This is a genomic window from Rhodococcus sp. B10, assembly GCF_011770055.1.
Classification (GTDB): domain Bacteria; phylum Actinomycetota; class Actinomycetes; order Mycobacteriales; family Mycobacteriaceae; genus Rhodococcoides; species Rhodococcoides kyotonensis_B.
On the sequence record NZ_JAAFYV010000036.1, the window covers coordinates 16,675 to 35,708 of the forward strand.

A 19,034-nucleotide genomic window follows, 5' to 3' on the forward strand; every position below is an offset into this window, starting at 1 on the left:
AACTCCCCTATGTCGGTTTCGAGCTGGTGAAAGAGTGCGAGTGCGGGACAAGTTTAATGGCCTGGGCGAACAGCACGGGGTTCACCCTCACCGAACGAGCGAAGGGCACCCTCGCGGATGCCCTTCACTCGTGTACGACGGATCAGGCCGTCTCGGTGATCGGACGGTCGACCCAGCTCATCAGGTCGCGCAGCTTCTTGCCGGTGACCTCGATGGGGTGCTCGGCGTTGGCCTTGCGCAGGCCTTCGAGCTCGGTGTTGCCGTTCTCGACGTTGGCGACGAGGCGACGGGTGAACTCACCGGACTGGATGTCGGCCAGGATCGCCTTCATGCGCTCCTTGGTGCCCGAGTCGATGACGCGCGGGCCGGAGAGGTAGCCGCCGAACTCCGCGGTGTCGGACACCGAGTAGTTCATGCGGGCGATGCCACCCTCGTACATGAGGTCGACGATGAGCTTGAGCTCATGCAGAACCTCGAAGTACGCCATCTCGGGTGCGTAGCCGGCCTCGACCATGACCTCGAAGCCCGTCTTGACGAGTTCTTCGGTGCCACCGCAGAGGACAGCCTGCTCGCCGAAGAGGTCCGTCTCGGTCTCTTCCTTGAACGTGGTCTTGATGACGCCTGCGCGCGTGCCACCGATGCCCTTGGCCCACGACAGCGCGAGCGCCTGGCCCTCGCCCTTCGGGTCCTGATCGATGGCGATGAGCGCGGGAACGCCCTTGCCGTCGACGAACTGGCGACGCACGAGGTGGCCGGGGCCCTTGGGGGCCACCATGCCGACCGTGACGCCGGCAGGAGCCTTGATCAGGTCGAAGTGGATGTTGAGTCCGTGACCGAAGAACAGCGCGTCGCCGTCCTTCAGGTTCGGCTCGATCTCTTCCTTGAAGATCGATGCCTGAGCGGTGTCGGGTGCGAGCACCATGATGACGTCGGCCCATGCGGAAACCTCTGCCGGCGTACCGACGGTCAGTCCCTGCTCCTCGGCCTTGGCGCGAGACTTCGAGCCTTCCTTCAGGCCGATGCGGACGTCGACGCCCGAGTCGCGCAGGCTCAGCGAGTGCGCGTGGCCCTGGCTTCCGTAGCCGATGACCGCGACCTTGCGGCCCTGGATGATCGACAGATCAGCATCGTCGTCGTAGAACATCTCGACTGCCACTGGTTATTACCTTTCCTCTTGGGTTTTACGCTGTACTGCTCGCGGCTAGCGCGAGGCAGTGATCGATTTCGGTCCACGTCCGACGGCAACGACTCCCGACTGAACTATTTCTCGAATTCCATAGGGGTCCAACATCTTCAGCAACGCATCGAGCTTCGAGCGGGTGCCCGTCGCCTCGACCGTGACGGACTCGGGCGACACGTCGATCACCTTGGCGCGGAACAGGTTCACCGTTTCGATGACCTCGCTCCGCACGCTTGCGTCGGCACGCACCTTGATCAGGACCAACTCTCGCGCCACCGACGTGTCGTCGTCCTGCTCGACGATCTTGATGACGTTGATGAGCTTGTTCAGCTGCTTCGTCACCTGTTCGAGCGGGAATTCGTCGACGGTCACGACGATGGTCATGCGCGAGATCTCGGGAATCTCGGTGCCGCCGACGGCGAGCGAGGAGATGTTGAATCCGCGACGCGAGAACAGCGCGGCGACGCGGGCCAGCACACCTGGCTTGTCCTCGACGAGGACGCTGAGGGTATGACTCGTGCTCACTTCGCGGTGCCCTTCTCGTCGTTCGCGGACAGCGCCTCACCGTGCGCCTGCTCGCGGTTCATGGCTTCGTGGATGACGGCCGGCTCGGCGACCGAGGCCTCGTCCTCGTCGAACAGCGGGCGGATGCCGCGTGCTGCCATGATCTCGTCGTTACCCGTGCCTGCGGCCACCATCGGCCAGACCTGCGCGTCGGCACCGACGATGAAGTCGATGACGACCGGCCGGTCCGTGATCGCCCGGGCCTGCGCGATGACGTCGTCGACGTCTTCCTCGCGCTCGCACCGGATTCCGACGCAACCGAGAGCCTCGGCCAGCTTGACGAAGTCCGGAATGCGCTGCGTGCCATGGGTTCCGAGGTTCGTGTTGGAGTAACGCTCCTCGTAGAACAGCGTCTGCCACTGCCGAACCATGCCGAGGTTGCCGTTGTTGATCAACGCGACCTTGATCGGGATGCCCTCGACCGCGCACGTGGCGAGTTCCTGATTGGTCATCTGGAAGCAGCCGTCGCCGTCGATCGCCCACACCTCGGTGTCCGGCACGCCCATCTTGGCGCCCATGGCTGCGGGAACCGCGTACCCCATGGTGCCCAGACCACCCGAGTTGAGCCACGTACGCGGCTTCTCGTAGTCGATGAACTGCGCCGCCCACATCTGATGCTGGCCGACGCCCGCGCAGTACACCGCGTCGGGACCTGCGGCCTTGCCGACCGCGGAGATGACGAATTCCGGCGACATGCTCCCGTCCTGGGGACGGTCGTAGCTCAGCGGGTACGTCTTGCGGATGCCGTCGAGGTAGGTCCACCACTCCGCGAGGTCCAGCGTCGTGCCGGTGGCACGGTCCGCGCGGATGGCCTCGATCAGCTCGACGACGACCTCCTTGCAGTCACCGACGATCGGCACGTCCGCGTATCGGTTCTTGCCGATCTCGGCCGGGTCGATGTCGGCGTGAATGACCTTGGCGTTCGGCGCGAACGACGACAGCTTGCCGGTGACACGGTCGTCGAAACGAGCGCCGAGCGTGATGAGCAGGTCGCTCTTCTGCAGTGCCGCAACGGCTGCAACGGTTCCGTGCATGCCCGGCATGCCGAGGTTCAGCTGGTGCGTGTCGGGGAACGCGCCACGCGCCATCAGGGTGGTGACGACCGGAATGCCGGTCAGCTCCGCGAGTTCCAGCAACTCGGCCGACGCATTGGCCTTGATGACACCGCCGCCGACGTACAGCACGGGCTGCTTCGCGTCGGCGATGAAGCGCGCCGCTTCGCGAACCTGCTTGCCGTGCGGCTTGGTCACCGGACGGTAGCCGGGCAGTCGCATCTCCGGCGGCCACGAGAACGTCGTCTGCGCCTGCAGGATGTCCTTCGGGATGTCGACGAGCACAGCGCCCGGACGACCGGACGCGGCGATGTAGAACGCCTCGGCGATGATCCGCGGGATGTCGACCCCGTCGGTGATCAGGAAGTTGTGCTTGGTCACCGGCATGGTGATGCCGGAGATGTCGGCCTCCTGGAACCCGTCGGTGCCGATGAGGCTGCGGGCGACCTGACCGGTGATCGCGACGACCGGGACCGAGTCCATCTGCGCGTCGGCGAGCGGGGTCACGAGGTTCGTCGCGCCGGGTCCGGACGTCGCCATGCAGACACCGACGCGGCCGGTTGCCTGGGCGTAACCCGTTGCAGCGTGTCCTGCACCCTGCTCGTGCCGGACGAGGACGTGACGGACCTTCTTCGAGTCGAAGAGCGGGTCGTAGACGGGAAGGACGGCGCCGCCGGGAATACCGAATACCGTGTCGACGTCGAGTTCCTCGAGCGCTCGGACGACGGACTGCGCGCCGGTCACCTTTTCGGGTGCGACCTGACGGCGAGATCCTTCGACGATGCCTACCGTCGGCGTCTCTTGCGTCGACGAGCTGCTGACTGCCCCCGACTTACGTGTCGTGGGCCCTGGGCGTGCGGTTGGTGCGCTCACTGCGGCTTCCTCAGGGTTTTGGTACTGGACGATCTCTGGGCAAGAAAAAACCCCCGCCAGCCGAGGCTGTACGAGGGTGGCGCGTCGATGCGAGTTGGAATGAACCGGCTCAGGCGACGACGCGCCGGCCGATTACGAGTATCTGATTCCGCTTCACGCGCTCGACGGTAGGCGCGCGCATAGCGAACAGTCAAACTCGTCACGACGCAATCCCATTATGTGAGATCGCGCAGTTGCAATGCGAAGATGAATGGGTGTCGTCTCCGCAGCAGTCCGAACCACCGGACACATCATCCCACACGCCCGATCCCTCCCCACAGGTCATCCGGCTTCCCCGCCTCGCGCTGATCGGCGTGGCCCTGCTCCTGTTCGGAGTTTTCTTCCCCGCAGCGAGTTGGCCTGCCGCTCTCGGCTGGCTCTTCGTGGTCCCCATCGTAGTGGCCGTGTGGGTGATTCGGGTCAGGACCGTGGTGTCGATCGACGGTCTTTCGGTGCGTCGATTCCTCGGCTCCGAGTTCATAGGGTGGGACGACGTCCGCGGCATCCACTTTCCCGATCGCCGGTGGGCACGCGTCGTGCTGAAGGACAAGAGCGAGAAGTCACTCCCTCTCGTTCGTTTCGACCGTCTGCCTCAGTTGGCGGCCGCGAGCGGTGGACGCATCACCGATCCGTACGCGGCAGCAGCAGCCGATGCCGCCGCGGCCGATGCCGAGCGGGCGGAGCAGGATTCGGAAACCGACGACGGACCGGACAAGGGCACCTCGTGATACGGGAGTAGCCTTGCCGGAGCGATATCCGCTGAAAAGTATTCGCTCCACAGATTGAGGAATCGAAGCATGCCGCCGCTACGGTCACGGGTTACCACTGTCGGACGCAACGCCGCGGGCGCACGCTCGCTCTGGCGCGCCACCGGAATGACGGACTCGGATTTCGGTAGGCCGATCGTCGCGATCGCCAACTCGTACACCCAATTCGTGCCCGGCCACGTGCATTTGAAGAACGTAGGCGAAATCGTCGCCGACGCCGTCCGCGCTGCCGGTGGCGTTCCACGTGAGTTCCACACGATCGCTGTCGACGACGGCATCGCAATGGGCCACGGCGGCATGCTCTATTCCCTGCCGAGCCGTGAAATCATCGCGGACTCGGTCGAATACATGGCCAACGCGCACACCGCCGACGCGCTGGTCTGTATCTCCAACTGCGACAAGATCACTCCCGGCATGCTCAATGCCGCGATGCGTCTGAACATCCCGACGGTCTTCGTCTCGGGCGGTCCGATGGAAGCGGGCAAGGCCGTCGTCGTCGGTGGCGTCGCGCAGGCACCGACCGACCTCATCACCGCGATCTCGGCGAGCGCCAACGAGTCCGTGTCCGAGGAAGGACTCGACGAGGTCGAGCGCAGCGCCTGCCCCACGTGTGGTTCGTGCTCGGGCATGTTCACCGCCAACTCGATGAACTGCCTCACCGAGGCCCTCGGTCTTGCTCTGCCGGGCAACGGATCCACACTCGCGACGCACAGTGCGCGTCGCGCACTCTTCGAGCAGGCGGGCACCGTCGTCGTCGAAGCCGCGCTCAAGTACTACCGCGAGGACGACCACTCCGTGCTGCCGCGCAGCATCGCCACCCCCGCCGCGTTCCGCAACGCGATGGCACTCGACGTCGCGATGGGCGGCTCGACCAACACCGTGCTGCACACGCTCGCCGCAGCCCAGGAGGGCGAGGTCGACTTCGATCTGGAGACCATCGACGCCATCAGCCGCAAGGTCCCCTGCCTGTCCAAGGTGTCGCCGAACTCCGACTACCACATGGAAGACGTGCACCGCGCAGGTGGAATCCCGGCGCTGCTGGGCGAACTGCGTCGCGCAGGCCTGCTCGAGACCGACGTCTCGACGGTGCACACGAAGAGCTTCGACGAGTGGCTCGACACGTGGGACATCCGCTCCGGCAAGGCTTCCGACGAGGCCCTCGAGCTGTTCCATGCTGCTCCCGGTGGAGTGCGCACCACCGAACCGTTCTCGACGGACAACCGGTGGTCGTCGCTCGACACCGACGCCGCAGGCGGGTGCATTCGCGACAAGGAGCATGCGTACACCGTCGAGGGTGGTCTTGTCGTGCTGCGCGGCAACATCGCGGTCGACGGCGCCATTCTGAAGACGGCGGGCATCGACGAGGAACTGTTCTCGTTCCAGGGCCCGGCGCTCGTCGTGGAGTCGCAGGAAGAAGCCGTGTCGGCGATCCTGCAGAAGAAGATCAAGCCGGGCGACGTGCTCGTCGTGCGCTACGAGGGCCCCAAGGGCGGCCCGGGCATGCAGGAGATGCTGCACCCGACGGCGTTCCTCAAGGGTGCCGGTCTCGGGAAGGAGTGCGCGCTGATCACCGACGGCCGCTTCTCCGGTGGCACGTCCGGCCTGTCCATCGGCCACATCTCCCCGGAGGCCGCGTCGGGCGGCGTCATCGGTCTGGTGGAGAACGGCGACCAGGTGCGCATCGACGTCGGCTCGCGCACGCTCGAGATCCTCGTCGACGACGACGTCCTCGCGACGCGACGGGCCAAGATGGAAGCGTCGGAGCGTCCGTGGCAGCCCGTGGATCGGCAGCGCACGATCACCACGGCCCTGCGCGCGTACGCAGCTCTCGCGACGTCGGCCGACAAGGGCGCAGTGCGGTACGTGCCCTAGGCCCCCGTGAGTGGGAATGCGTACTCCAGTACGCATTCCCACTCACATGCGGCTACGCCGCTATCGGGTTCGCACCGTTCAGGAAGATCCAGATGCACACGCCGCCGGCGATGCCGAGCAGCAGCGCGAGGAACGAACCGAAGCGCGGACGCGTCGCCCATCCCCTGCGGCCGTCGAGCGCGATCTTGCCCGGGCCGGTCAGGATGATCGCGGCGGCTGCAACACCCAGGAGGCTCTCGTATTCGACGCCGTTCGGCGCGAAGAACTGCAGACCCGGGTCGGCGGCCTGTTTGAAGCACCACGCGTTGATCATGACGCCGAGAACCGCGGCACCCGCGAACGGCGTCGCCAGTCCGAGTATCAGCAGCGCACCGCCCGCGGTCTCACCGACCGCGCCCGCGATCGCGAGGATGTTGGCCTGCTCGTAGCCGGTGTCCTCGAGCAGTCCGCGGAAGCCGTCGAGACCCGGGCCGTTCCACAAGCCGACCAGCTTCTGAAGGCCGTGCACGAGGAAGATGCCACCCACTGCCAGACGCAGCAGCAGCAATCCGAGATCCAGCGTGCCGCGCTTGGCCGGGATCTGCACCGTCTCGGTACGCACGACGGGTTCCGGCGCGGAAGCGGCTGGGGACACGGACGGTGCCGGTGAGACCGGCGCACTCGTCTGGGAGCGATCGAACACCTCCGTCGGCTTGTCCGAGTACGACGATCCGGTGTCCGACGGCGTCGGCTCCTCGTATTTCGACGGGCGGAACGCGGGTAGCTGCTCGGTCGGGTACGACGCCGTGCTGCTTCCGAAGTCCAAGTCGTCGTCGGTACGTGGCAACTTGTTCGAGTCACCCGAGGCCGGGCGCGCCTTCGGTGGCTGCTGAATCTGTTCGGTGGGCTGGTCGTACGGGCTCGACGCAGGCTCGTAGCCGGAGTCGGGCTTGTCGGAGTCACGGGGCTTGTCGGTCACGTCTCCAACACTAGAGCGGTGAGGCGCCGATGCACCTACATTGAGTCGGGCGCGGCGCTCACGGATCCGGACCGCCTGGCGAAGTGCGCCGAGGTTTCCGTAACGTTTGCGTACATGAAGTTGGTGCGTGCGTCGTCACGAAGAGCTACCGCCTCCGCAGTCCTGGCCGTCACCGCGATCATGGCGGCGGGATGTGCACGCTTCGACGACTCCGCATCCACCCCGTTCAGCCCCGAGCCGTCCTTCGGCGCAGCCGAGATCGACCCCGTCGACCCCGACGCGCCTCCGACGTCCACCTCCGCCGCTCCCGGCCCGCCTCCCGGTCCGTGTGTCGACCCGGACCCGAACGTGATCGCGACGTGTCTCGACACCACCGGTGGTCTCGTCATGCTCCCCGGTGGTGCCTCGGCGTTGATCGGCGAGCGGCGTACCGGGCGGATAGTGCAGGTCGCCCAGGGGCAGCAGCCGACGGAAGTAGCGCGCGTCGACGTCGACGCGTCCGGCGACGGCGGTCTGCTCGATCTGGCGTTGTCCCCGAGCTACGCCGAGGACGGACTCATCTACGCCTACATCACGACGGGCTCGGACAACCGTGTCGTCCGTATCGCAGCCGGAGACACCCCGAAGCCAGTACTGACGGGCATCCCGCGCGGCCAGGTGAGCAACCGAGGTGCGATCGAATTCTCCAGCCCCAGTCAGATGCTGGTACTGACGGGCGATGCCGGAAACCCTGCTGCCGCAACGGATCCGGCGTCACTTTCCGGCAAGTTGCTGCGCGTCGACTCGTTGACGCCGTCCGCGAACCCGCCTGCCCCGGCCGTCGCACTGAGCGGTATCGGGACCGCAGGCGACGTCTGCACCGATCAGACCGGCAGCATCTGGGTCACCGACCGGACGGCCGTCGAGGATCGGCTGCAGCGCATCGACCAACTCGGCACGGTCGTCTCACCGGTCTGGACCTGGCCGGACCGTCCCGGTGTCGCCGGCTGCGCGGCCGGCCCCGGCACGGTGGCCATCGCGCTGACGACGGGCAAGGCCGTCGCCGTGCTCGCAACCGACGAGAACACCGGAGCCGTGACCGCCGCGCCGTCCCTCGTCGCGCAGGACCGTTACGGCCAACTCAACGGCGCCGCGATCTCCGGCGACGGCACGATCTGGGCCGGGACCGTCAACAAGAACGGTGACGCGCCCGGCCCCAACGACGATCGCGTCGTCAAGATTCCGGTCCCCGCAGGCGGAGGCGGATTCGACTAGAGCTAGCTGCAGGCGGCGAGCACGAGTTCCTTGACTCGTGCTGCGTCGGCCTGGCCACGTGTCGCCTTCATGACGGCACCGACGATGGCACCCGCCGCCTGAACCTTGCCGCTGCGGATCTTGTCTGCGATACCGGGATTCGCGGCGAGAGCCTCGTCGACGGCTGCCTGCAACTTGGTGTCGTCCTTCTCGACGACGAGACCACGAGCAGCCATGACGTCGGCAGGTTCACCCTCCCCGGCGAGGACACCGTCGACGATCTGACGAGCACCGTTGTTGTTGACCTTGCCGTCGGCGACCAGCGCGACGACGGCTGCGACCTGAGCCGGCGTGATGGCCAGCTCGGTGAGCTCGACGCCCTTGACGTTCGCCTGCTGAGCCAGATAGGACACCCACCACGACCGCGCGGCCTGCGCGGGTGCACCCGCGTCGACGGTCGCCGCGACGAGGTCGAGAGCTCCGGAGTTCACGAGGTCACGCATCTCCTCGTCGGAGACGCCCCAGTCAGCCTGGATGCGGGCGCGGCGCAGCCACGGAAGCTCGGGCAGCGTGCCGCGGAGCTCTTCGATCCAGGCTGCGTCCGGTGCGACGGGCGCGAGGTCGGGCTCGGGAAAGTAGCGGTAGTCTTCGGCCGTCTCCTTCTTGCGTCCGGGCGACGTGGTGCCGTCGGACTCCTGGAAGTGACGGGTTTCCTGCACGACCTCGCCGCCGAACTGCAGCACGGCTGCCTGCCTGCGCATCTCGTAGCGAACGGCGACCTCGACGCTCTTGAGCGAGTTGACGTTCTTCGTCTCGGTACGCGTACCGAATTCGGTGGCCGTCTTCTCCATGAGCGACACGTTGGCGTCGCAACGCAGCGAGCCCTGATCCATGCGGACGTCGGACACGTCGAGGGCCTTCAGCAGGTCACGCAGGGCGGTGACGTAGGCGCGTGCCACCTCGGGAGCGCGCTCCCCGGTACCGGTGATCGGCTTGGTGACGATCTCGACGAGCGGAACGCCCGCGCGGTTGTAGTCGAGCAGCGAGTGGCTCGCTCCCTCGATGCGCCCGGTCGCGCCGCCGACGTGCGTCGACTTGCCGGTGTCTTCCTCCATGTGCGCCCGCTCGATCTCGACGCGAAAGGTGCTGCCGTCGTCGAGGACGACGTCGAGGTAGCCCTCGGTGGCGATCGGCTCGTCGTACTGCGAGATCTGATAGTTCTTCGGCTGATCCGGGTAGAAGTAGTTCTTCCGAGCGAAACGTCCCCACGGGGTGATGGAACAGTTCAGTGCAAGGCCGATGCGGATGGCCGATTCCACGGCGGCGGAGTTGACCACCGGAAGGGCGCCGGGGAGGCTCAGGCACACCGGGCAGACCTGCGTGTTGGGCTCGGCACCGAACGCAGTCGGGCAGCCGCAGAACATCTTGGTCGCTGTGCCCAGCTCGACGTGGACCTCCATACCCAGAACGGGGTCGAATCGGGTCAGCACGTCGTCGTAGTCGATGAGATCGACCGTGGCAGCAGTCATGCACGTCAGTTTATGCGCTGGTGCGAACGCGTCAGTAACGAGGCGCCTCCGGCACCCGTGAGTACTAATGCATAGCCCTCTATACATCAGTACTCACGGGCGCCGAAGGCGCCTACCCGAAGAACGCCGCCGCGTCGACGTACCGGCTTTCCGGCACCCGCTTGAGTTGCTTGACGGCCTCGTCGAGCGAGACCAGCCCGATGTCGACCCCGCGCAGCGAGACCATCTTTCCGAAGTCCCCGGCGTGGGCGGCGTCGGCGGCGTTGACACCGAAACGCGTCGCGAGCACGCGGTCGTACGGCGTCGGCGTCCCGCCGCGCTGCACGTGCCCGAGCACCGTCGTGCGTACTTCCTTGTTGATCCGCCGCTCGATTTCCTGGCCGAGTTGATGCGCGACGCCGGTGAATCGCACGTGTCCGAATTCGTCGATACCGCCGTCGAGAAGCGACATCGACCCCTCCTTCGGCTTCGCCCCCTCGGCGACGACGCAGATGAAGTGCGAGTCGCCGCGCTGGAACCTCTTGCGCACGAGATCACAGACCTCGTCGACGTCGAACGGCTGCTCCGGGATCAACGTCATGTGCGATCCGGACGCCAGACCGGCGTGCAGGGCAATCCATCCCGCGTGCCGTCCCATGACCTCGACGAGCATGACGCGCTGATGCGACTCCGCGGTGCTGTGCAGCCGGTCGATCGCGTCGGTGGCGATGGTGAGCGCGGTGTCGAAGCCGAATGTGACGTCGGTGCAGTCGATGTCGTTGTCGATCGTCTTCGGCACGCCGACGACGGGAACGCCTTCCTCCGACAGCCAGTTCGCGGCCGTGAGAGTTCCCTCACCACCGATCGGGATGAGCACGTCGATGCCGTTGTCCTCGAGCGTCTGCTTGATCCGGTCGAGCCCGGCGCGCAACACATCGGGGTTGGTCCGTGCTGTCCCGAGGATCGTGCCGCCCTTGGTCAGCAGCCGATCGTTGCGGTCGTCGTTGCGGAGCTGAATCCGCCGGTCCTCCAGCAACCCTCGCCATCCGTCGAGAAATCCGACGACGGTCGATCCGTAGCGCGCATCCGCGGTGCGAACCACCGCCCTGATCACTGCGTTGAGTCCCGGGCAGTCACCGCCGCCGGTCAGAACACCGATGCGCATCGAATTCTCGCCTTTCGTCGTGGCCATACCTCCTACCGTAATTCGTGACGGTCGGATGGTCAGCCTGGAGTGACGACGCCACTCTCGTATGCCAGCACGACTGCTTGCGCCCGGTCCCGCAGACCGAGTTTGCCGAGCACCTTGCCGACGTGTGTCTTGACGGTCTGCTCGGCGACGAACAACGACTGCGCGATCTCCGTGTTCGACATCCCCTTGGCGATCAACTCGAGCACCTCGCGTTCGCGCGGCGTCAGAACCCGCAGCGACGACGGTTCCACCCGGGGTGTTCCGCGCCTGGACGTCACGTCGGCGATGAGGCGACGAGTAACCGACGGCGCGAGCAATGCCTCCCCCGCGGCGACGACGCGTACGCCGCGGATCAGTTCCTCGGCGGGCGCATCCTTGAGCATGAAGCCGCTGGCGCCGACGGTGAGCGCTTCGTAGACGTAGTCGTCGATGTCGAACGTCGTGAGCATCAAAATGCGTACCGGATGTGGCAGTCCCGCACCGAGAATGGCGCGCGCGGCATCGAGACCGTTCATCTGCGGCATGCGCACGTCCATCAGTACGACGTCGGGGAGCAGCCGCGTCACTTCGGTGACGGCACTCGCTCCGTTGTCGGCGTCCCCGATGACGGAGATGTCGGCCTGAGCGGCCAGCAATGCACCGAATCCCTGTCGAACCATTGCCTGATCGTCGGCGATGAATACCGTGATTGCCACGGGTGACACCCTATGCCGACGGGGCCGCCACCGGAATCGCGTCGACGGGTAGTCGGGCGACGACTTCGAAGCCGCCGTCGGACAGCGGACGTGTGTCGAGCCACCCCGCTGCACCGCGGGCTCGGTCTCTCATACCCTGCACGCCATGGCCTCCGGAGTTCTCGACGGCGACGACGCCCGCGGGTGACGGCCCGTTGATCACTTCCAGGAACACCAGATCCGATCCGTAGTCGAGACGCACACGCACATCGCTGTCGGGGGCGTGGCGAGCGGCGTTGGACAGCGATTCCTGCAGAATGCGATACAGCGCGAGACCCGTACCGGCCGATACGAGCGACGGTTGTCCCGTCGACGTCCACGTGAGTCGAACACCGGCTCGTTGCGCGCTCACCAGAAGCGCGTCGACGTCCGACGCGCTGGGCTGCGGGGCGTCGTCGACGACGTGACCGTCGCTGCGCAGAACCCCGAGCATGCCGCGGATCTCGTTGAGCGCCTCGCGCGCGGTGGCGCCGATGGACTCGAATTCCGCTGCAGCCGATGGCGATACATCGTCGAGTCGATACGGAGCGCTCTGCGCCTGCACCACCACGAGAGACATGTGATGGGCGACGACGTCGTGCAGATCTCGCGCGATCTTCGCCTTCTCCTCGAGGATGGCGCGCCGCGCCCGTTCGAGTTCGCTCACCTCCTCCTGGCGAGCCAGTTGACGACGCGACAGCACGAGCCATCGCACGAGCAGTCCGAACACGACGACAGCCGTGAACCCGACGGCCCAGCCGATGCCGTCGTCGCCGGGTATGAACGACAGGAACAGCAGTACCGTCGCCCCCCAGGCGACGCCGACGATCGGCATCGCACACCGCAGACTCACTGCGAACACCAGCACCAACATCACCATGATGTGGGTGACCTGCCACGGATAGTCGTAGCCCGGAACGTTGTCGAACGCGACGGGCACGACCAACGCGGAGGCCGCCGAGATCGCCCATCCCAGGGCCGGATTGGCGCGCACGAGCAGAAACGGGAAGACCGCCAGCGCAGCGACGATCGGCATGAGGGGCGGCGACACGTCATGCGTCAACTGCAGCGTCGGCCATGCCACCGCGTACAGAATCGCCGTGACGAGAACGATCACGACATCGACGACTCGACCCGCGACGAGCCGTCGCACACCTGCCACGGTCGTGTTCACGGGGCTTCCCATCGAATTACCTTTGCTCACCCCGTGAACTCTAGGAACCGACGCGACGAAAGTCGTCATACCTCGGGGTGAGATCAGGACCCGTACCGCGGTATCAGAAGGACCGGCTGTCGGTCCGGAGGTGTGACGCGAGATCGCGACCTCGGTGCGATGACCTGCAGCGTGGAGCGTTCCTAGCGTCTCGGGTCATGACAGCGAGAGCGAAGATCGCCATCGGAGCACTTCTGACCACGGTGGGTCTCGGAGCAAGCATCGGACTCCCCACCGCCGCCGCCTCGGACGCGCACACCTCGGCGGTGTCCGTCGCCATCGACGCCTTGACCGCGAATGACGCCGTTCTCGCGGCCGGCCGGGTGCCCACGGGTTTTCGGACGATGTTCTACGAGCCCGCCGTCGAGAACGGTGTGCTCGTGAACCCGACGGGCGAGTGCTCGTCACCGATTCCCCTTCCACGGGAGTTCGACACCGCCTGCAAGGCACACGATCTCGGGTACGACCTCATCCGATACGGTGCTGCGACAGGCGATCCGGCGGCAACGCGACTTCGCGAGGACCTCGACGCATCGCTTCGGACTTCCCTGCACGATTCCTGCCGTGTTCGTGACGGAATCGGTTCCCGTTCGGTCTGCTACCTGATGAGCGACGTCGCCTCTGCCGCAGTCGATTTCAACTCGTGGCGCCAGGGGTACGGCAACCCAGGCCCCGAACCTGCTCTGCCGTTCCTTCTCGCCGGCACGCTCGTCGCCGCCGGTGCTGCTGCAGCGTCCACCGCGGCCGCCGTTGTCGCACGCCGAGCGAAGGCACACGCATGACCGCGACCCTCGTCATCCCGGCGACTCACCCGATCGACACTCCCCGACGCCCACCCGCCGTTCCCCGCGTCACGACTTCGGTTCTGCTGTCGGCGGCGACCGTGGCATCGCTGGCCCCGTCGCTGCTTCCTCGCGCACCCGAAGTCCAGGCGGTCGTGACAGCGCTGTTCGCAGCCACGGCCCTGCTGCTGTCCGCCGTCCTCCACCGGATCACGACGCGACTGCACTGCAGGGGCCCGCAGCCGACCGCGCGACGCGTCGCAGCCTCGGTCGGCATCGTCGCCGTGGCCGGAGCAGTCGTCGCCGCCGCTCACTGGCAGAACCGACTGCGTGACGCGATGGGTCAGCCGCCCACCGGCGCGATGCACTGGGTCGAAGTACTGTGCGGTTCGGTGTCGATATCGGCGATGCTGATCGTCGCCGGAGTCGGATCGGCACGCGGCGTGCGAGCTGTCGGCACGGCGCGAGTCACGGTCGCTGCGCTCGTCGTGGTCGTCGTCGGCTCCGTGTTCGCGGTTCCGTGGGCTCGGCACGCGTTCTCCACTCGCTACACGCTTGCCGACGCCGTCGTCGACACCGATCTCACCGCTCCGAACACAGCGTCGCAGATCCGGTGGGACGACTTGGGTCGCGAGGGCCGCAGGTTCGTCGCTGCCGGGGCCGACGGTTCGGCAATCCGGACGTACGTCGGACTGAGATCCGCCGCGACCGTCGACGAACGAGCACTGCTCGCCGTCGACGAGCTGGGTCGTGCAGGGGGATTCGGCAAGGAGCACATCGTCATCGCTGTTCCGACCGGATCGGGATGGGTCGACGAGAACGCCGTCAGCGGCATCGAGGAGCGATTCGCCGACGACGTCGCGACGGTGGCTCTGCAGTACTCCGACCAACCCAGTTGGGCGACATTTCTTTTCGCCGAGGACGCAGCCGTCGACGCGACGACCGCACTGTTGAACGCAGTGCGAGACAGACTGCGAACGTACGATCCGCTGTCGCGTCCCGAGCTCCACGTCTACGGACAGAGCCTCGGATCGGTCGCCGGAAGCGCTGCGGTGCACCGTGATTCGAGTTTCGTGTGCAGCACGGTATGGGCGGGACCTCCCAGTGGTGAGGTGACCGCAGGCGGAGGCGTCGTACTCGCCAACAGTTCCGATCCGGTCGTCTGGTGGTCGGCCGATCTGATTCACGAGCGTCCCGACCTGACCGACGCCCGCGTGGACGCACCCGTCCCCGCATGGATTCCGGTGGTCTCGTACCTGCAGACGACCGTCGACCTGCTGTCCGCACTGAACGCGCCCGCGGGTCACGGACATCGGTACGGCACCGACCAGGGCACGAGCATTCGCGAATGCTAGAGACCCAATCGATGTGCCAGCCAATCCATTTCGATCTCGAGCGCGGGCGCCCACACGTCCATCGAGTGGCCACCGGGTAGTTCTGCGTACCGCACGTCCATGCCGTCGGCGACGGCCGCGTCGAACAGGCGACGCGTCTGCGGCCGAAACTCCTCGTCGGCGTCTCCGACGACGAAAGCACCCGCTGTGTCCGGATAGTCGTTCTGCTCGAGCAACGTCAGAGGTGCGACGGCGTCGAACTTCGCCACCGATTCGTCGCTGTCGTCACCGAAGGCCGCGGTGATCGACTCGTCCCGTGTGCCGCGTCGCGGCTCGTCCTCACCCGAAATGTCGAGGAACGTCGGGTACACGTCCGGCACACGCAGCGCGGTCTGCACCGAACACGTTCCGCCGTACGAGTATCCGCCGATCGCCCACTCTCGTGGATCGGTGGAGCCGTGCATGTTCTGCTGAACCCACGTCGGAACGTCGACGGCGAGATACGTCGAGACGTTGCCCAGATCGGAGTCGATGCACATGGGGTTGGCGTCGGCGTCGCCCAGCGCATCGGCGACGACGACGATGGGTGCATGGCCGTCGTGGTTCGCTGCGAACGTATCCATCGTCCGCGCGAGATGGCCACCCTCGATCCAGTCGACGACGTGACCCGGCTGGCCGGTGAGCAGCACCAGCACCGGGTTGTCGCCGTGAGCGTCCGCGCGGTAGAACGGCGGGGTGTAGACCGACGCGGGTCTGGCCTCGAATCCCGACACCGTTCCCGGGATGTCGACGCTGGTGACGGTGCCGACGGGCGGATGCCCCATCGCCGCAGCGAGAGTCGGCACCTTCCAGACCTGCGTGTTCGTCACCGCGACGAGGGCACCGACCACGGTGAGCACGGTCAGAACCCCGAGGACTCGGCGGCGCAACAGAATCCAGCCGAGAAGGAACGCCACCGCCAGCGCGAGGGCGGGAAGGACGATCGAGTCGATCCGGACGTGCACGACGTCCAGCGCGACGTCGTGCATCATCCCGATCAACTCGGTGTCACTTCAGAGCGCCGCGTGCTGCCTCGTACGCCGCACCGATGCGGTAGAGGCGGTCGTCGGCGAACGCGGGTGCCATGATCTGCAGACCGACGGGCAGACCGTCCTCGGACGCGAGTCCGGACGGAACCGACATCGCGCAGTGGCCTGCGAGGTTGGTCGGCAGCGTGCACAGGTCGTTCAGGTACATCGCGATCGGGTCGTCGACCTTCTCCCCCAGCGGGAATGCCGTCGTCGGCGTCGTCGGAGAGACCAGCACGTCGACCTGCTCGTAGGCCCTGTCGAAGTCCCGGGCGATGAGCGTGCGCACCTTCAGCGCCTGGCCGTAGTACTCGTCGTAGTATCCGGCCGACAACGCATAGGTGCCGATCATGATGCGGCGCTTGACTTCTGCACCGAATCCTTCGGCGCGCGTGATCGCCATGACCTGCTCGGCGCTGTGCGTACCGTCGTCGCCTGCGCGGGAGCCGTAACGCATTCCGTCGAAACGGGCGAGATTGGACGACACCTCCGACGGGAGGATCAGGTAGTACGCGGCGAGCGCGTGCACGAAGTTGGGGCACGACACCTCGACGACCTCGGCACCGAGGGAGGTCAGCGTGGCGACCGCGGCATCGAAGGACGAGATGACACCCGACTGGTAACTGTCGGAGTGCAATTCCTTGACGACGCCGACCTTGACGCCCTTCAGGTCGCCCTTGGCACCGTCGCGTGCAGCGGCGACGACCGACGCCACCGGGGTGTCGACCGACGTGGAGTCGCGCGGGTCGTGTCCGGCGATGACCTCGTGCAGCAATGCCGTGTCGAGAACGGTACGGCCACACGGGCCACCCTGATCCAGCGACGACGCGCACGCGATGAGTCCGTATCGAGACACCGTGCCGTAGGTCGGCTTGGTGCCGACGGTTCCGGTCAACGCGGCAGGCTGACGGATCGAGCCGCCGGTGTCCGTGCCGATCGCCAGAGGCGCCTGGTACGACGCCAGGGCCGCCGCACTTCCGCCGCCCGATCCGCCGGGGATGCGGGTGGTGTCCCAGGGGTTCTTCGTCGGACCGTATGCGGAGTTCTCGGTCGACGAGCCCATCGCGAATTCGTCCATGTTCGTCTTGCCGAGCAGCGGGATACCCGCGCCACGCAGCTTCGCCGTGACCGTCGCGTCGTACGGCGAGATCCATCCTTCGAGGATCTTCGACGCGCACGTCGTCGGCATGTCCGTCGTGGTGAACACGTCCTTCAGCGCCAGCGGAACGCCGGCCAGAGCCGACGCGGGCGCGTCGCCGGCGGCGAGCGAGGCGTCGACCTCCTTCGCGGAGACGAGTGCACCGGCACCGGAGACGTGAAGGAATGCGCCCAAGTCGCCGTCGACCTGCTCGATACGGTCGAGGTGAGCCTGCGTGACCTCGACGGCCGACACCTCACGGGAGTGAATGCGCGTCGCGAGTTCGGACGCGTCGAGTGCGGTCAGGTCGGTCATTCGCTCTCTCCCAGGATCTGCGGCACTGCGAAACGGTCTTCCTCCGCGTTCGGCGCCTCGGCCAGCGCCTGCTGAGGCGTCAGGCCGGGCACGATGACGTCGGGGCGCGTCACATTGGTGATGGCGCTGGGGTTGGCCGTCGGCGGCACGTCGTCCGCGGCGACTTCCGCGACCGTCTTCACGTGGTGCAGAATCGAATCCAGCTGACCTGCGAACTCGTCCAGTTCGACTTCGCTCAGCGCCAGCCGAGACAGCCGGGCGAGGTGAGCTACCTCGTCGCGGGAGATATCAGGCACCGCGTGGACCCCTTTCACAACAATCGAAGATGCGCCGCACGGGCACATGACGTGTGCAAGCTTATAGGTCCGGCGACGGCCGCAGCCCGTGGACCTTCCGCTGTCGACGGCCGGACACGCCCATGGTGTCGTCAAGATCACCGCCACCTTCGCGCTGGTCGACCCGGGCACGACCGAGAAAGCGTCGACGGCGCGCGGCGCGGACCCGACGTGCGGCGTGAGGGATGCCTAGAGTTCTCTACGGATCGTCCGTGTTCGAAGAGAGTCACCGAAAGGGAGCGTCATGTCCTACCTGCTCCGCGTCCAGCTTCCCGACCGTCCCGGCAGCCTCGGTGCACTCGCCGTCGCACTCGGTTCCGTCGGAGCGGACATTCTGTCTCTCGACGTCATCGAACGCGGCGACGGGTACGCGGTGGACGACCTGGTCGTCGACGTCGCGCCCGGATCCCTTCCCGACACGCTCATCACCGCGGCGGAGAACCTGAATCACGTACGGGTCGACTCGATCCGGCCGTACACGGGCGTGCTGGACACACATCGCGAACTCGAACTGATCGACAGCGTCGCCGCGGCCACCGACGACCGACTACAGGTACTCGTCGACGGTGCGCCACGCGTCCTGCGGGTCGGGTTCAGCATCGTCGTGGCCACGGGCGAACGCGGCACGTACCGGGTCGTCGGTAGTTCCGGCGCCCCGGAAACCCACGCCACGGAGATGCCGTGGATGCCACTGCAGCACCCGGCCGCGCTGGACGGCGATGCCGAGTGGGTGCCGCAAGCCTGGCGCGACATGGACACCAAGATCGCTGCAGCGCCGCTCGGGTCGACGGGGACCGTCCTCGTGCTGGGACGTCCGGGCGGCCCCGACTTCAGGCCGTCGGAGGTGGCGCGACTCGGCTACCTCGCCGGAATCGTCGCCACCGTCCTGGGCTGAAGCG

18 protein-coding genes are annotated in these 19,034 nt (G+C 66.6%); 7 read left to right on the forward strand and 11 right to left on the reverse strand.

The features are described from left to right. Positions 1 to 142: 142 nt before the first annotated feature. From ilvC to RhoFasB10_RS20890, 3 genes are read right to left on the reverse strand one after another with little or no spacing between them, the layout of a single operon-like run. Positions 143 to 1,144 carry a ketol-acid reductoisomerase gene (ilvC, locus tag RhoFasB10_RS20880; protein WP_174551464.1) on the reverse strand — a complete coding sequence of 334 codons (1,002 nt, stop codon included), beginning with the start codon at positions 1,142 to 1,144 and terminating at the stop codon, positions 143 to 145. A 57-nt stretch (positions 1,145 to 1,201) separates the two neighbouring features. Further along, a complete protein-coding gene (gene ilvN / locus RhoFasB10_RS20885; protein ID WP_068428441.1) occupies positions 1,202 to 1,705 on the reverse strand; it encodes an acetolactate synthase small subunit in 504 nt (167 codons plus the stop codon). After that, a complete protein-coding gene (locus tag RhoFasB10_RS20890; RefSeq protein WP_068428439.1) occupies positions 1,702 to 3,669 on the reverse strand; it encodes an acetolactate synthase large subunit in 1,968 nt (655 codons plus the stop codon). The genes ilvN and RhoFasB10_RS20890 overlap by 4 nt, the downstream gene beginning before the upstream one ends. Positions 3,670 to 3,923: 254 nt before the next feature. On the opposite strand from RhoFasB10_RS20890, the gene RhoFasB10_RS20895 reads away from it, so the two are divergent. Next, positions 3,924 to 4,436 carry a PH domain-containing protein gene (locus RhoFasB10_RS20895; RefSeq protein WP_243637017.1) on the forward strand — a complete coding sequence of 171 codons (513 nt, stop codon included), beginning with the start codon at positions 3,924 to 3,926 and terminating at the stop codon, positions 4,434 to 4,436. Between the two features lie 69 nt (positions 4,437 to 4,505). Next, positions 4,506 to 6,347 (forward strand): dihydroxy-acid dehydratase, encoded by a 1,842-nt coding sequence (gene ilvD, locus RhoFasB10_RS20900; protein ID WP_167678360.1) that lies wholly within the window; start codon positions 4,506 to 4,508, stop codon positions 6,345 to 6,347. A gap of 52 nt (positions 6,348 to 6,399) precedes the next feature. Here the strand turns inward: ilvD and RhoFasB10_RS20905 are convergent, their stop codons facing one another. Next, the gene (locus RhoFasB10_RS20905) at positions 6,400 to 7,305 is read right to left on the reverse strand and encodes a DoxX family protein (RefSeq protein ID WP_068428434.1); all 906 of its coding nucleotides are present in this window, start codon (positions 7,303 to 7,305) and stop codon (positions 6,400 to 6,402) included. A 114-nt stretch (positions 7,306 to 7,419) separates the two neighbouring features. On the opposite strand from RhoFasB10_RS20905, the gene RhoFasB10_RS20910 reads away from it, so the two are divergent. Continuing rightward, positions 7,420 to 8,559, forward strand: a complete 1,140-nt coding sequence (locus tag RhoFasB10_RS20910) for a PQQ-dependent sugar dehydrogenase (protein ID WP_068428432.1) — start codon at positions 7,420 to 7,422, stop codon at positions 8,557 to 8,559. Between the two features lie 2 nt (positions 8,560 to 8,561). On the opposite strand, the gene gatB is transcribed toward RhoFasB10_RS20910, so the two are convergent. The 4 genes from gatB to RhoFasB10_RS20930 all read right to left on the reverse strand — a co-directional run bounded on the left by gatB (position 8,562) and on the right by RhoFasB10_RS20930 (position 13,137). Continuing rightward, positions 8,562 to 10,067: an Asp-tRNA(Asn)/Glu-tRNA(Gln) amidotransferase subunit GatB gene (gene gatB, locus RhoFasB10_RS20915; RefSeq protein ID WP_167678362.1), complete on the reverse strand. Its 1,506-nt coding sequence runs from the start codon at positions 10,065 to 10,067 to the stop codon at positions 8,562 to 8,564. Positions 10,068 to 10,179: 112 nt separating this feature from the next. Next, complete coding sequence (locus RhoFasB10_RS20920) at positions 10,180 to 11,211, reverse strand: ATP-dependent 6-phosphofructokinase (RefSeq protein ID WP_068429134.1); 1,032 nt, start codon at positions 11,209 to 11,211, stop codon at positions 10,180 to 10,182. A gap of 59 nt (positions 11,212 to 11,270) precedes the next feature. Next, complete coding sequence (locus RhoFasB10_RS20925; RefSeq protein ID WP_167678364.1) at positions 11,271 to 11,933, reverse strand: response regulator transcription factor; 663 nt, start codon at positions 11,931 to 11,933, stop codon at positions 11,271 to 11,273. A gap of 10 nt (positions 11,934 to 11,943) precedes the next feature. Next, a complete protein-coding gene (locus tag RhoFasB10_RS20930; protein ID WP_167678366.1) occupies positions 11,944 to 13,137 on the reverse strand; it encodes a histidine kinase in 1,194 nt (397 codons plus the stop codon). Between the two features lie 185 nt (positions 13,138 to 13,322). On the opposite strand from RhoFasB10_RS20930, the gene RhoFasB10_RS20935 reads away from it, so the two are divergent. Both RhoFasB10_RS20935 and RhoFasB10_RS20940 read left to right on the forward strand, forming a co-directional pair. Further along, a complete protein-coding gene (locus RhoFasB10_RS20935; RefSeq protein ID WP_068428425.1) occupies positions 13,323 to 13,946 on the forward strand; it encodes a hypothetical protein in 624 nt (207 codons plus the stop codon). Beyond that, positions 13,943 to 15,301 (forward strand): alpha/beta-hydrolase family protein, encoded by a 1,359-nt coding sequence (locus RhoFasB10_RS20940; RefSeq protein ID WP_084423860.1) that lies wholly within the window; start codon positions 13,943 to 13,945, stop codon positions 15,299 to 15,301. Before RhoFasB10_RS20935 ends, RhoFasB10_RS20940 begins: the two co-directional genes overlap by 4 nt. Here the strand turns inward: RhoFasB10_RS20940 and RhoFasB10_RS20945 are convergent. From RhoFasB10_RS20945 to gatC, 3 genes are read right to left on the reverse strand one after another with little or no spacing between them, the layout of a single operon-like run. Continuing rightward, entirely contained in the window at positions 15,298 to 16,311 is a 1,014-nt protein-coding gene (locus RhoFasB10_RS20945) for an alpha/beta hydrolase-fold protein (RefSeq protein WP_068428417.1), read from the reverse strand. The genes RhoFasB10_RS20940 and RhoFasB10_RS20945 overlap by 4 nt on opposite strands. 16 nt (positions 16,312 to 16,327) lie before the next feature. Next, complete coding sequence (gene gatA, locus RhoFasB10_RS20950; RefSeq protein ID WP_068428415.1) at positions 16,328 to 17,800, reverse strand: Asp-tRNA(Asn)/Glu-tRNA(Gln) amidotransferase subunit GatA; 1,473 nt, start codon at positions 17,798 to 17,800, stop codon at positions 16,328 to 16,330. Beyond that, positions 17,797 to 18,096 (reverse strand): Asp-tRNA(Asn)/Glu-tRNA(Gln) amidotransferase subunit GatC, encoded by a 300-nt coding sequence (gene gatC / locus RhoFasB10_RS20955; protein ID WP_167678367.1) that lies wholly within the window; start codon positions 18,094 to 18,096, stop codon positions 17,797 to 17,799. The genes gatA and gatC overlap by 4 nt, the downstream gene beginning before the upstream one ends. An 88-nt stretch (positions 18,097 to 18,184) precedes the next feature. Here gatC and RhoFasB10_RS20960 point away from each other — a divergent pair, with 88 nt between their 5' ends. Beyond that, positions 18,185 to 18,328, forward strand: a complete 144-nt coding sequence (locus RhoFasB10_RS20960) for a hypothetical protein (protein ID WP_167678369.1) — start codon at positions 18,185 to 18,187, stop codon at positions 18,326 to 18,328. 51 nt (positions 18,329 to 18,379) lie between these two features. Continuing rightward, positions 18,380 to 19,030: an ACT domain-containing protein gene (locus tag RhoFasB10_RS20965; RefSeq protein ID WP_068428409.1), complete on the forward strand. Its 651-nt coding sequence runs from the start codon at positions 18,380 to 18,382 to the stop codon at positions 19,028 to 19,030. The last annotated feature ends 4 nt before the right edge of the window (positions 19,031 to 19,034 follow it).

Excerpts from the sequence above, each read along its gene's own strand:
- ilvC (WP_174551464.1), bottom strand. The coding sequence starts at position 1,144 with ATGTTCTACGACGACGATGCTGATCTGTCGATCATCCAGGGCCGCAAG.
- ilvD (WP_167678360.1), top strand. The coding sequence starts at position 4,506 with ATGCCGCCGCTACGGTCACGGGTTACCACTGTCGGACGCAACGCCGCG.
- RhoFasB10_RS20910 (WP_068428432.1), top strand. The coding sequence starts at position 7,420 with ATGAAGTTGGTGCGTGCGTCGTCACGAAGAGCTACCGCCTCCGCAGTC.
- gatB (WP_167678362.1), bottom strand. The coding sequence starts at position 10,067 with ATGACTGCTGCCACGGTCGATCTCATCGACTACGACGACGTGCTGACC.
- RhoFasB10_RS20920 (WP_068429134.1), bottom strand. The coding sequence starts at position 11,211 with ATGCGCATCGGTGTTCTGACCGGCGGCGGTGACTGCCCGGGACTCAAC.
- RhoFasB10_RS20930 (WP_167678366.1), bottom strand. The coding sequence starts at position 13,137 with ATGGGAAGCCCCGTGAACACGACCGTGGCAGGTGTGCGACGGCTCGTC.
- RhoFasB10_RS20935 (WP_068428425.1), top strand. The coding sequence starts at position 13,323 with ATGACAGCGAGAGCGAAGATCGCCATCGGAGCACTTCTGACCACGGTG.
- RhoFasB10_RS20940 (WP_084423860.1), top strand. The coding sequence starts at position 13,943 with ATGACCGCGACCCTCGTCATCCCGGCGACTCACCCGATCGACACTCCC.
- RhoFasB10_RS20945 (WP_068428417.1), bottom strand. The coding sequence starts at position 16,311 with ATGATGCACGACGTCGCGCTGGACGTCGTGCACGTCCGGATCGACTCG.
- gatA (WP_068428415.1), bottom strand. The coding sequence starts at position 17,800 with ATGACCGACCTGACCGCACTCGACGCGTCCGAACTCGCGACGCGCATT.
- RhoFasB10_RS20965 (WP_068428409.1), top strand. The coding sequence starts at position 18,380 with ATGTCCTACCTGCTCCGCGTCCAGCTTCCCGACCGTCCCGGCAGCCTC.